1 protein-coding gene is annotated in these 14,623 nt (G+C 60.5%); it reads right to left on the reverse strand.

Annotated features, from left to right (window positions below; translation table 11 throughout):
* Positions 1–47 precede the first annotated feature (47 nt).
* On the reverse strand, positions 48–14,564 hold the full coding sequence (locus KF841_02300) for a hypothetical protein (protein MBX3394177.1): 14,517 nt from the start codon (positions 14,562–14,564) through the stop codon (positions 48–50).
* Positions 14,565–14,623 lie beyond the last annotated feature (59 nt).

The raw sequence follows: 14,623 nt of genomic DNA on the forward strand, positions 1-14,623 counted from the left end.
ATTGTGAGGCCGCAAGAGCCCTTCGAACCGACAAAACCAATCGCACCTCACCGCGAGCCAACAGTCGCCGAACGCGCGTTGCGCCGGGCAACCACTTCCTCATCCTCCGGATCTGAAGGCACCATCGGGCCATACTTCGGAACTTGCGGACCATACTTTTTTTCCGGCGGGACGGACTTGTCGCTCGGCGGCTGTGTCGGCTTGCCACCGTTCGGCGGAGTGTAATTTTCGTCGACGGGAAACTCCTCGATCGACGAAATCTCGTCCTCGGACTGCGGGGTGAGCCGCAGCTTTTCGAACAGCGGGCTCGCCTTCATTTCGTCTGTGATGATGCCCGACTTATCGCGTTCCTCGATGCTCATCCGGTAGCCGTCCTCAACCGTCCGGACGATTCGTGGCGTGAGCGCGAGGAGCAGTTCGGTCTTCCGCTTCACGCGCACGGTCGTGCGGAACGCGGCGCCGATGAGGGGAAGGTCGCCCAGTAGCGGAACCTTCGATTCACTCTCCGATTCGCTGGTGGTGATGAGGCCACCGATCACGACGGTTTCACCGTCCTTCACCGCGACAAACGTTTCGGCCTTGCGGTTCGTGAAGATCGGGGCAAAGACGCCGGGACCGACCTGGATGCTCGAATCGGCAATGTCCGAAATTTCCGGCGCGACCTTCAGATAGACCCAGCCGTCCGGATTGATGTTCGGCTCGACCTTCAGAATGACACCGACGTCCTGATACACGACGTTGGTCTGCACGGTTCCGCCGGTGTTCTGCCCGGTGGCCTGCGGAATGGGTACCGACTGACCGACCGTGATGTTCGCAACCTGGTTGTCCTGGCACATGATCATCGGACGCTGAATGACTTCAAGCCGGCTGTCGGACTGGAGGGCGCGTACAAGGAAGTTGAAGTCTTCACCCGTGATGGTGAAGCTGAAGCCGCCCAGACCCGAGCCGGCCGCTCCAAGATCGGTGCCGCCAACCACGTCGAAATGGCTGCTCTGCAGAATGCCGTTTCCGCCGGGGACCGCCGTCTCGCTGAATCGCAGCTCCTGCAATGCGAACTCCAGGCCCATTTCAAACCGGTCGTCGATCGTGACTTCGGCGATCATGACCTGAATCATCACCTGCGCCGGCGGCGTATCGAGCGACTCGACGATGCTGAGCACCGATGATTTCATGCGCGGACTGGTCGAGATGATGAGTTGGTTCGACTCTTCGTGAGCAATGACGGACACATCGCGTTCCATTCGCTGCTGAGGTGACACCGCGTCTCCCACGCTGTCCAGCACAGACTTTTCCTTCTGGAAGTACTGATCGAGCGCCGTCTGCATATCGACGGCCTTCATGTTCAAGGCCGTGTAGACGAAGCTGTCGCGGTTGCGTACATCGATCGAATCCAACTGATCGAGAATGTCAGCAACGACATTGATATCCTCGGGCCAGCCCGCGGCGATGATCGCGTTGGTTCGCTCATCAGCGACGAAGGTCGTTTTCGGCCGACCGAAGGTCCCTTTTCTGGATTCGCCGCCCTGCGACAGAGCGGTCGGCACACCGGACGTTCCGCTGATGCCGCCTTCGACATTCATCTCGCGGCCCTGTTGGAATTCGGCCTGCTGGCTCGCGGATTCGTCCTGTGCGAACATCGTTTCAAGAATCTGGACGATTTTCGTCGCGTCGGCGTGGCGCAGCAGGAATACCTTGACCAGGACCTCGCGCTTCTGGATGCCGTCCAGCTTGCGAATCAGCTCCTTGATCAGCTTCAGGGTCTCGGGCGGAGCCACGGCGATGACACTGTTGCTCCGCACATTAAAGGTGATCTGAACGTTTTCCCGCATGGTCTGGAGCAAACGCTCTTCGCCAGGCGTCGTGCGATCGCGATAGGCGATCGGCCGGGAGCCCGCGGGCCGGAGATTGTCATTCTCCGCGGAGGAGCCGCCGCCCTGCGCTCCCTGCGCCATCATGATCTGATTGAGAATCTCCGCCATCTTTTCGGCGTCCTCATTGTCGCACGGAAAGATGCCGACCTCGACCAGCCCGGTGATGTCCGCCTGATCGAGCCGACCAATGATCGTCTCGACGTTGGACAATTCGCCCGGAGGCGCCGCAACGACGATCGCATTGGTGCGCTCGTCCGCGACGACTGCCACAGCCTGCGCCGCGGACCCGCCGCCTGACTGGGCCGATTGATAGACTTCGTCCAGAATCTCCTTCACCTTCGACGCGCGGGCGCGCAGAAGCGGGAAGACCTTGACCATGTCGATCAGAGCGCTGGGGCGATCCAACTGCTTGATCAAATCGGCGATCAGGACGTGATCGAGCTTTGAGGCATTGACAACGATCGTCCGCGCCGTGTCGTTTGCCTCGACGGTCACCTTGATGTCCGGCACCGACGTTCCAGTCGCCCCCTGTCGAGGCTGGTTTCGCTCCTGGAAAATGTTCTTGATCATCTCGCCGACTTTCGAGGCCGGCGCTTCATTCGTCTTGTAAACGTGAATGACCTGACTCGACTCACCCGGCGGCACGTCGAGCTTCTTGATCAACTCCACCGCGCGATCAATCCCGTCCTTGCTGCCGCCCACCAGCACGCGGTTGCGCTTCTCGTCGGCAATCACCTTCACGGTCCATCGCGCCGTGCTGCTGGCACCGGTCGATCCTCCCGTGTCGCGAACTTCCTTCAGCTTGTCGAAGTAGTCCTCGACCTGCGCGGCGACCTGTACGCAATCGCCGTGCTGAAGCTGGATCAGTTCCATCACCGCCACATCCCAAGGCTTGGTGACGCTGTTCATCCGCGAGTGAATTTCGCGGATCACCGCCATGTTCTCGGGACTGGCCGTCACGACCAGGACGTTGGCCCGATCGTCAATGACGGTGGTGACTTTCTCCCTCGCCTCGGCGCCCTGTCCGGTGCCACCGGAGCCCGGCTTGAACAGTTTGCCCTGAAACAACTGATCGACCACTTCCTTGACGGCGCCGGCGCTGACGTTGTCGCAGCGGAAGAATTCTATCTGCCCCATGACGCCGACTTCCACGTCCAGCTCTTTCACCTTCTCCATGAGCACGTCATAGTTCGTGCGAGAGGACGCGACGATCAGCGAATTCGTCGTCTCATCCACTTCAATCGAGACCTTGTCCTCCGGCCGCACCTGTCCACTGACGGACGACATTTCCGCCCGCGCCTGGAAGAGATTGGACAGCGCCCCGGAAAGCTGCGAGGCCGAGTTGTACTTCATGCGAACGATGTAGATGTTCGCCATCGGGTTCAGTTCGAGATTCTCGATCTTGTCCACGACACCCTTGATCGATTCGAAATCGCTCAGGCTGGCCGATACGATCAGCGAATTGCTCCGCTCATCCGCCACAATGGCGGGAATCTCAAAACCCAGTCCGCCGGATTGTCCGCCTTCGCGTTGATCCCGGGTCTGCGTCCAGAGATTTTTCAGCTTCTCCGCCAGATCGTTGGCATTGCTCTTGCGAAGCGTGATCGTTCGGATGTTCTCGACGAGCGCCGACGCCTTCACGTCCAACTGCCTGATGAGGTTCTTCAACTCCTCCATTCGCTCGAGCTTGGCCGCGATGATCAACGACTGCGACCGCGCATCCGGCGTGATGATGACCGTTTCGGATTTGGTCACCGCTTCGTTCGCGCCGGGAATCGTGTCCTTGCGCTTGTCCAGCATCTCCGTCAGCGCGCCTGCCAATGCCGTTGCGCTGGCGAATTCCAACCGAATGATTTCAAACGGCATCACGCCGCGGCCCTGTACGTCGAGCTGCCTGATGAGCCCGTCGAAAACCTCGACCGCTTCCGGCCGGCCCACGATGATCACCTGGTTGGTACGGGGATCGGCCTTGACCACCGCCTTATAGACCAGCGACCCGGATTCGCCCTCCGGCACGCCCTTGGTTTCGGACAATCCAGGCCGTTTGGTGAGGTTCTCGGCTTCACTCAGCATTTCACTGAAGCGTGTTGCAATCTCGCCGGCATCGGCGTATTGCAGCGTGAAAACCTTCGATGCAACTTCGGATTTCGACGGCTCTTTGTCGAACGCCAGAGCCACCTGCTTCATGATCAGGCAGTTCTCCATGGTGCTCGCAATCAGCAGCGCGTTTGAATCGGGATCGCCAAAGACAAAGATGGGCCGATTGAGATCCACGGTCGCGAGCGGATTGCCGTTTTCGTCGAGCAGCCTCAAGCGGCGGATGAAGTCCTTCATCGGCGTGTCACCCGTCGCGGCGCGCTGCAAAAGTCCCGAAAGTAGTGTCGCCAGCGTGTCCGCCTTGGCGACCCGAAGCGGAACAACCATGATGTCGGCGCGTCCCTGTCCACCGGCCTTGCCTTTTTCGTCGGCTTCCTCCGGGAGTTCGGCATCGAGCAATTCGACGAAACCCGACACGACCTCGAGATCACTTTCCCCGGCCGCGACAAACGCGGTATTCGTTTGCGGATCGATCTCAACTGAAATAAGGCTCGGCGCCAGGCCGCGCTGCTTCAGGTATGAATCAATCAGCTTCTTGAGCACTTCGCCCGATTCGCTGACGCGGCGATTCTTGAAAACGAATGCCTTCACGCGCTTGGAGATATCAACGGGAATGTCGGCGTCGCGAATCAACTGAGCGGCGAGAAGCATCTTGTCCTCTGATGCCGCGACATACAGACCATTGGTCCGTGAATCCGGGATGATATCGACCTTGTCCTGCGGTTGGGCCTGTCCCTGACCCTGGACTTCCAGCTTCTGAAAAACCGAAACCAGCGTCTGGGCCAGATCGCTGGCACTTGCGTTCTTCAGGCGGAAATATTCGATCCGCCGCTCCGGAACTGACGCCTCGAGAATGCGGATCAACTTCTCAATCGTCTCGACGTCGGACTGCACGCCTTCAATGTAGATCATGCCGGGACCGGCTTCCGAGACCGTGACGTCCGCGCCGGTGAGTTGCAAGGCGCTCTTCGCCTCATCGGACCAATTCGCAAAATCGCCCGGCTGGGTGGTCGACGCGAAAAGCTCGTTCGCCGTCATCGAGTGCTCGGCCGGTTGGCGAGCGGCGTTCGAAGGCTCGCCGGTCGCGTGCCGGCTGCCGACCGGTCGTTCCGGCTGATTCGCCGATGCACGGATCGCCTCCGGCACCGACAGACCCTTTGTCGTCACCGGCAGGTTCTTTCGAGCTTCTTCGCCCTTCGTCGCGGGCTGTGTCGTCGCCGTCTCACGTGGCCGAATCGTTGAGACGCGGGGCTTGTCCGCATTGGATTTGTCGGCATCGTCGGATTTGCTCGGTGTCGTCTGCGCGACTGCTGTCGAAAATGCCACCTGCATGAGGAGCAGCGGCATCGACGATGCAACAATTGTTGACTTCCGGCCACGGTCCTTCGACGCCGGCGCCGTCGAGTCGCCATCAAGCGCGCGTTCATAGCGGCGGTTATTCGTCCATTCGGCATCACCGCGCGGACCGCGGCGACCGCCCCCCTGCCGCGAGCCCGTGCCGCTGTTGCCCTCCTGCATCTGGCGGATCAGCTCCTGTACTTTCTGTTGAGACAGCTTGGTGCTGATGGGTACGACAGTGCGGACGACGCCTCCCTGCGGCCCCTTTGCGACGATTGTATCAATCATCCTGCGAATCTCTTCCATATTGGCCTTCGACGCCGAAACCATCAGCACGTTGGCTTTCGTATTCGCCGTGATGGTGACCAGATCGGCCTTGTAGCCTTGCATGCGCTGGGCTTTGTTCCGCTCCATCTCGTTCAGATGATCCTGAATATCGCGGGCCAGCACTTCCACGTTCTGGCCGATCGGCACGTTCACAATCTGAACGCCCGTCGAGCTCGATTCCATGCTGGAATCGAGGTGTTTGGCCATGTCGATGACTGCGTTGACTTCGCTGGTCTTGCCTTTGACGAGAATCTGGTTCGCCCCTTCATCGGCAACGATCGTGAGCTTCTGAACCGAGGCCGAGCTACGGCTGGTGTCACGTCCTTCGACAAACAGCTTCTTCAGCACTTCGGCCTTGTCGGTCGCCGTGCCGTTGGTCACGGTATAGGTCACGGGCGTATCGCCTGTCGTCGGCACGTCCAGTTCCTTGATCTTCGCGACCGCATCCGCCACTGACGCCCGCTTGCCGCTCACGATCACCGAATTCGAGGACTCAATCGCCTTGAGCCTCATGCCACCCGCGAGCACGGCCTCGTCCTGCTTCTTCTCCTGGCGACCCTCCATCCACCAGGGGATGAAACGGTCCTCCTCGCCGCTGGCTGTGCGTTTCTGCACTTTCAGCACTTCGGTCATCACTTCGAGCACTTCCTTCGCGTCCTGATACTGCAGGGCGACCATCTCAATTGTCTGATCGGTGATTCGATCCACGTCGATATCCCGGATCAGTTCGTCGATGAGATTCTTGGTGGTCTCCGTCGCGAAGATGAGCAGCGTGTTGCTGCCGGCCTCAGCCATGACCGTCACCTGGTTGTCCTGTGCTTCGGACGTGCTTTGCGATCGCATCCACGGCGGCAGGTTTCGGTTTTGCGAGACGCCGGATTTCTTGTCGAAAAACTGCTGCAGCGTCTGGGCGACGTCATCCGCCACTGCGAACTTCAGTGGAATCTTGTAGAAATTAAGCACCTTCGTGCCCGGCGACTTACTGAGCGGCTCGATCACCTGCTTTTTGATCTTATCGAATTCCGCATCCGTCGCGCTGATCAGGACGGTGTTCGTGGGTTCGTGGTACTGCGCCTTCGGGCCGTCGCCGCTCTGCCCGCCGCGCGCGCCGAAGAGCTGATTGATGTTTTCCGACACGCCTCGCGCCGGAACCTGCTCCGGCATCGTCACGGTGTGGACGATGCGTCCTCCCTCGATGTCCACCTTCTCGACAAGCGACTTGATCTGCTCGTACTCCTCCGTGTTGGCGAATGCGATGATCTTGGTCGTGCCCGGAATCGCCTTGATGGTCGGCGGCGTCTGCTGCCGACGGTTGCGGTACATGTCCTGAAAGACCGCCTGCACGGCCTGGGCGACATCGTTCGGATTTGCGTTGGTCACCTCGATCACGCGCTGCACACGCGTGTCCTCGGCCTTGTCCATCTCGGCAATCATCGTTTCGATTTTCGCCATGTTGGCCGTTGATGCCGTCACAAAGACACTATTCGTCGTCCAGTTCTCGGCAACCTGAACGACGTCGCGGGGCGAAGGATTACGATTCGGAGTGGTGAAGCTCTGCCGAATGCTGTTGGCCACCGCCCACGGATCGGCGAAAGTCAGCTTGATGTTCTTGCGCAGCACGTCGTCCGTACCCGCCGGCTTGATATCGAGCTTCGCGATCAGTTCCTCAATCTCGTCGAAGAGCTGGCTTTCGGCCGTCGCGACGAGCATGTTCGAAGCGAGGTCCGCGGTGATGTTGTACGGATACTGCCCGCTGCGCTGAACCGGCATGCGTCCGCGAAGCGATGCATCGAGCGCCCGCTGCAGATCGTCGGCACGGGCTTCCTTGATCTGATAGTAGCGCGTCTCCTTGGTCTGACCGGGCTTGTCGGTCTCCTCGATCAACCTGGCGACCTGGTCCATGTTCTTTCCGTTGGCGGTGACGACAATCGACAGTGTGCCGTCTTCAAATGCCGCGGTGACGCGTTCGTTCGGATTGCGCGTCGCGGTGCCGTACTGCTGATTGATGATGTTCGCCATCGTCCACGGGGCGACATACTTGACTTTGAAAGCGCGGGTAATGCGATCCTGCGGCGGAACGTCGAGCTGCGTGATCCAGCCGGACACCTTTTCGAAATTGGCCTCCGTGGCGTTGATGAGGAGCGTGTTTGAACCGTCGTCGCCGGTGACGTTCACCGGGAACCGGCCGAGCACATTCGGCATTGTTGCCCGCACTTGCGTCATCAGCGTGTTCGCGAGTTGCGAGGCCTGCGCATTTTTCACCTGGTAAACATAATCGCGCTTCGCAGTGCCCTCTGCGCCTTCGGTGTCCATCATCTGGACGAGCTCACCCACTTTGTCCTGGTTCACGTCATTCGCCTGAACAATCACCGTGTTGGTGTTCATGTCGAGGCTGACCGTGACCTGATCGCGGCTGGCCATGCCCGGGCGGCTCGGGAAGTTCGTCGAGATCGCCTGTTGAACGGCCTGCGGGTTCGCATAGCGAACAACATACGCCTTGGGCTTGCGGTCGCCCTGAATCGCGATGCGGTCCGTATCCATTTCCGCTAGCTTGCGATCGAACTCCTCCTTCACATGCGGGGCACAATTCACGAGGAGCATGTTGCTGTTCGGATCGGCCGTGACATAGAAAGCGTCCTGCGGCTTGTTTCCGCGGGCCTGACGCCACTTGTTCATCGATTCCTCGATGATCGGCCTCAATTCGTCCGCCCGCGCGAACCTGAGCGGCACGTTGTAACTCGCCGGCTCGGCGCCGACATTCGCAAGAATCGGCTCGATCAGCGCTTCCTTGATTTTCTTGTGCTGATCGGCGTTCGCATCGACGATCACCATGCTGGCGGCGACGTTCGCCGTGACACGCGGAGCCTCAACCCCGGATGACTGCGGCGTGACGCCCTGAAACATGGCGTTGATATTCTGTGCAACCTGGTTGACATCCTGGCCGGTCGGCAGCTTGTAGGAGACGCTCGTGCGCTGCAGCGGCGTCTCGGGCGGCACGTCCACTTCGCCCAGCATCGACTGAAGCAGCATGATCGACGTCGGTCCGCCGACCAGCACCAGCGAATTCGTTCGAGGATCGGGCGTCAAGCCGATGAGGTCGAGATTCAGGTCCGACCGCGAGGTCACGGCCGTCGCCATGAGTGTCTGGATACGCTGATGAACATCCTGAGCGGCGGCATTCTTCAAAGGGAAGCGCTTGACCTGAACATCCGTCGGCGCGGTGTCCATCGACTCGGCGATCGACTTGATCTGATCAAACATGTCGTCCGGACAACGCACATAAAGCGTCCCATTCGACTTGACCCCCTTGAACGACACGTCGTTCTGCGCTCGACCGCGGCCTTGCTGAGCCGCAAACACCTCGGTCAGCTTCGTCGCGATTGTTTCTGCGTTGGCAACGGCCAGCTTGATCGTTCGAAGCGCCTGGGCGTTCTCGATCTTCGCATCCATGCTTTCGATCTGTTTCTGGATTTCGGCCATCTGCGGCGCCGGCGCCTTGACGAGAATCGTCTTGGTGGCGTCGTTCGATGTGATGATGATGTCCGTGGTTGGGCCGCCGCGTCCGGGACCTCCGCCGCGACTCGTCACGAACAGATCCTTCAGCGACTGGACCATGTCACTCGGGGTCGCCTTGACTGTGAACTGCCGGACTGTGTTGTCTCCCGCGTCGATATCGAGATCCTTGATGATCTTGCCGACCACTTCGCGATCCTTCGCCTGACCGGCCACGATGACGCTGTTGGTCCGCGAATCCGCCTGGACAAGCACCCGATTCACGCCGGCGCGCCGCGCGCCACGGCCGCCGCCGGGAAAGCCCTGTTGCTGCATCTGTGCAGCGGCCGCACCGCCTCCGGGGAGCAATTCCCGTGCAAGGTCATCCACGATCTCCGCGATGTCGGTCGCACGCGCGTGAATCAGTTCAAATCGCTCCATGTCCCACTGCGTCGTGTTCGTCAGGGTCTCCAATTCTTCGATGAGGCCCTCGATCAGATCAAGCGTATCGGGCGGAGCCTGGGCAATGACCGTGTTCGTCTGCGTCTCGGCCGTGAGCTTGATCTTGTCCGCCGCGACAGTGGCCGCGCCGGTCTGGCCGGGCAGGCCGACAATCTGTTGTTCGCCTTCGGCCCCGCCGCCTTGCTGCGGCATTTGCTGTCCTGGACGTCCCCCCCGGCCTCGAGCCGCCGTCATGGGCTGCTCCAGTCCAAGGATGTCGCGCAATCGCTCGACAACCTGCTCCGCCTCAAGATTCTTGAGCCGGAAAAACCGGATGTTCTTGGAATCCAGCACGCGAACATCAATCTTGCGAAGGACTTCAACGATCAGCGGAATGTCCGACAGCTTCGCGATGACAAACAGGCTTTTCGTTCGTTCTTCCGGAACAACCTTCAACAACGAGCCACCGCTTGAACCCCGTCGAAGCCCCGGCTGCTGAACCACCGCGGCCTGCGGCATCTGAGGCTGCACCGGAATCGGCTGGCCGGTTTTCGGATCGATCTGCATCTGACCGGGCTGCGGCTGCTGAGGTCCGGCCTGCTGTCCGCGACGGCCTTGCTGCTGCTGCGGCTGGGGCGCGGCCTGCTGATTGAAGACCTGGTTCAACAGTTGTGCCGCCGTGTTGACATCAGCGTACTTCAAGGGAAAGACGCGAATCACGGTCGGCGATTCGTCTTCATCACCCTCGATCTCCGAGATGATCGCTTCGATCTCATCTTCCGGACCGACAATGATGTACTCACCGGTATCCGGGTCCTGAATGATCGAGACCTTGTCGTGGTGCGGCTCGCTGGGATTCTGCACATTCCGCGTACCGGCAAAGCGGAGCGACTTGCCCTCGCCTTCGTCCGATGGCTGGGTCTGCGCGACGGCCGCCGCCGCCTGCGCCTTCAGGAGCAATGCCGGCAACGATCCCGGAATCGACGAAGCCGGCGCGAAACCGACCGGGGTGTTCTTATCGGTCCCGGTGCCGGATGAATTCGCGCCCGTCTCGCTCCCGGGCTTCGAGCCACCGGGCGCCGACGGCTGTGTCTCAACCTCGTCAGGCTCCTGACCTTCGTGAATATCAATGACCTGAACGCGGCCCTCCCGGCCGGACCGAATGAATTCGATCGGAATGCCGCTTGCGGTTTGTCCGTCACGCAACTTGAGAATGGTCTCGAGCCGCGATGACGTGACCTTGTCCGAACTCAGCACGCGATAATCCTTGCGCACGCCGCCTTCGGGCACGTCGAACATCGTCGCCACTTCGCGAATCTTCTCCTCCTGCCCGGGCTTGTAGTTTCGGACAATCAGATCTCGCTTCGTCGGACCCTCGAGGAATTCCACCTTCGAGCGCTCGTTCGTGTTGATGAAATCATCCAGCGTGAAAGACAGGTCCCATGCGGACTTGTACTTCAAGCGAATCACAAAAAACTCATCGGAATCGCGGCCTTCCTTGCCAACGATCGTCGTCGTGGGCGGGTCGCTCAGAACAACCGTGAGCAGTTCCTCGATCGCAACAAAATCCTTCGGCAATGCTCGAATCAACAGCGAATTCTTGTCCAGGTCCGCGTAGATCACGATGTCGGTCGACGTCTGCGTCGGAATTGAAATCTGCTGAATCGCCTGACCCGGCTGACCGCCAGGTACCGGTCGGCCCGGCGCCTGCCGGCCCGGCGCCGGCCGCGACGTGCCGCCGGCCGCCACTCGGCCCGCAAGCAGCGCCCGGAGCTTCTGCTCATCACTTTCGGCATCGTTCACGGCATAGACCCGCGTCACCGGCGACTGATCCGGCACGTCGATGCGCTGGATAATCATGAGCGCCTCGGCCACGCGCGTTCGCGGCCCCTTCAGAATCAGTCGATCGCCGTTGGAAACGACCTTCAGTTCCTTCGCGTTCGGATTGAACTCACCGGCGACCGCCTGCCCCGCAGGCATGCCGGGCACGCCCGCCCGAGCCGTCGGCCCGCTGCCGAGAAGGGTCGTCAGCGTCGTGGAGATTTCCTCGGCCGGGCGATGCTCCAGTGTCACAATAACCTGCTCATCGGGGCCGTATTGATCCTCGGCCACCTTCTCCATCTCGGCCACCAGCTTCTGAATTTGTTCCAGTTCCTTGGGCGGCGCAGTCACCAGTAGCGAATTCGTCACCGGCTCCGCGACGATGCGGACGCTGGTATCGCCCCGTTGGTTGACCATACCAGGTCGCTGAACCGGCTGTGGACGCTGCTGCGGCGCGCCGGGTGTCGGCACATTGGCACGAGCGGTCGTGATGGCCTGCGCCCCGGGAATACCCTGAGCGAGAATCGGCGCGATCACGTCCGCCTTGCAGTGATCCAGCTTGATGATTGTCAACTCCGCCGTCGCATTGATGTCCAGCGTCTCGATCAGCGGAACGACCTGCTCCACGAACGACGGCGTCGCGAAAATCTGCACGGTGTTGTTGTAGATGTCGGCCGTAACAATCTGCGGAACACTCGATCCCGGCGCCGGCGGAAACATCGAGTTGATCATCTGGGCCACATCTTCCGGATTCGCACGCTTCAGCTCGATTGTCTGCAGCATCGGCTTGGTTGTGCCCGCCTGCGCATCGAGCTTCAGCACCAGGTCCTCGACCTGCGGCCACTCCTTGTCGGAGCAATAGACCATCAGTGTCATGGCATCGTCATCAGGAAGCAGCAGCGGCCCGGCCCCGCCCGCCTGGCCGGAGGCGATCACCTGCTGCATCTGCGCCTGCACCGGTTGACCCGGTTGCCCTGGCTTGGCGGGTTGAACCGGCCTGCCCCGCATGGCCCGATTCGCGCCCTGCATCTGCATGACGCGAGGCGTCGATCCGCCGTTGACCGACGAGAGCACCTGCGTAACCGTCTGCGCAACATCCGAGGGTGTCGCGAACTCGAGTCGCATGATGTGTTCGTGCGGCTCCTCGGGATTCGAAATATCAATCTTCTCAAGCAGCGCCATGACTTCGCGCAAGTCCGACGGGCTGCATGAGATCAGCAGCGTATTCGAAGACTGAACCGTAACCTGCGGCGCCATCGACGCGCCACGCGATCCCATCAGACGTTGGAGCGTCATCTGGATCATCTGCATCGCATCATCCGACTTCATATGTTGCAACGTGATGATCTCAGTCACCCACTCCGTCGGTACGTCGTACTGGCGCACGAGTTGCTTGGCTCGCGCCCGACCCTCGTCGCCGCCGACGATGATGACCGAATTGCTGGACACATCGGGAAAAATGTCCACATCGAGCGCGGCCTTGATCTCCTCCGGCACATAAAGCTGGGTCTTGTTCACGTCCGCCAGCATCTTCTGGAAGAGCGGTTTCAAGGTCGTGACGATCGTGTTGGCCGACGCGTTCTCGAGCCTGAGCAGTTCCTGCTTCGGCGGCACCCATTCGCCGATGTCGATCCGCTTCAGGGTCGTGAGAATCTCATCCACCAGATACTGCGGTCCCCGGACATACAGTTCGTTGTTCGTGATGTCCGGAACAATCGTCAGTGCCTTCTGCTCCTGCATATTGGCGTCGATCGTCACCGGGCCGCCTGGCCTCGCTCGTGGCGTGGGAGGCGCGATCTGAAACAGTTGATTGAGTATCGTCTGGACAGTTGCCGCCTTCTGCGCCCGCAGCTTGTAGATCAACTGAGGCTTGTCAAACTCAGTGGGCGGCTTGCCGACGGTCAGCTTCGCGACGGTGGCCTTGAATTCATAGTGTTCCTTCACCAGACCGGTCAGTTGAATCAGGTCAGGGCCGACGATCTCGGTTCCGTACGTATCGGAGAACATCGAGCGGAACTGCTCGATCACCTGAAATGCCGACCATCCCGGCGGCGTGCGATATTTGACAAGGCAGACTTCATAAAGATCCAGATGCGCCGCTTCGAACTCCTCGAACGAGTTGAACATCCGATCCGTATCGATCTTGCGAACCAGATCCGGAATGCGCTCGACCGTGAGGTACTTGGGCTTCCGCTGAATCACATAGTTATTCAGCGGATTAAGCAGCAGCAGTTCGTTCAGCTTGTAATAGGCTTCCTGAAACGTGTAGTCGTCATTGCTGAAATAGGTCAGATTGCCGGCGATCGGCGGATCAGGCTTGTTCACGAGCGGGAGGCCGCTGATTCGCGAAAAGTCCTCCAGCACGTCCTGCCACGGCATGTCGAAATACTGGAATCGATACGTCCGTGCCTCCGGCTGCGGATCCTCGATCTGGAACACGAGCATCTTCGTCTTCGTATTTGTCACAACCGGCGCTGCATCGTCCGATGTCTCGCCAGGGGTCGCGGTCGTGGCACTCGCGGGCGGAGTGCCGCCGCGCGGACTTGCCGTCGCAGGTGTTCGAGGAGCCCGGGGATCGGGCCGGCCGCCGGTACGGCCCGGCGTCGGCTGGATCGCGGGTGCGCCCGAGCCGTCGGTCGGCTGATTCATCTGATGCGCATTCCCAGGCTGCGACAGATTCGCCTTCGGAACCGTCGGCATCGCACGGCCGGTAGGTCGGTTCACGCGGCCTCCCGCTCGATTGGGATGCGTCGGCTGCGCGCCGTTGACCTGTGTGCTCGGGGGAACCGCCGCAGGCTGAGTAGTCGCCGGAGATCCGGCGGAAGGCTGACCCAGACCGGCCGGCGTCACAGCAGGCTTGTCCGCAGTCTTTGCCGGCTGTGTCGAAGCCCGCGCCGCCGCCTTCAGCTTTTCAAGATTTGCATCGTCTGCGGACTTGTCGGCCGGCTTGTCGTCTGCTGCGCTTTCGGCCGACTCGACCTCGTCCTTGGCTTCCACGCCGGCGGCATCGTCGCTCGCAGGCGTGGAGTCATCGACTTTCTGCGTCGTCGCCGGCTCATCGCCGACAACAAAGCGAGCCTGCCATGTGAAGACGCAGAACATCGCGAGCATTCCGACGACTGGCCATGCCGCCGGAAAAACTGCACGTTCGGTCTTTGTCAGTTTCTTCGATTTCATCACTACGTCTCCACGCAAAGCCGCCGCACAGCCGAATGGACCGTGCGAGGGCGCGTCTC

Source organism: Phycisphaerae bacterium (assembly GCA_019636475.1).
In the GTDB taxonomy this organism is placed as follows: Bacteria; Planctomycetota; Phycisphaerae; order UBA1845; family UTPLA1; genus JADJRI01.

Coding starts and splice junctions, on each gene's coding strand:
- KF841_02300 (MBX3394177.1), bottom strand. CDS start 14,564: ATGAAATCGAAGAAACTGACAAAGACCGAACGTGCAGTTTTTCCGGCG.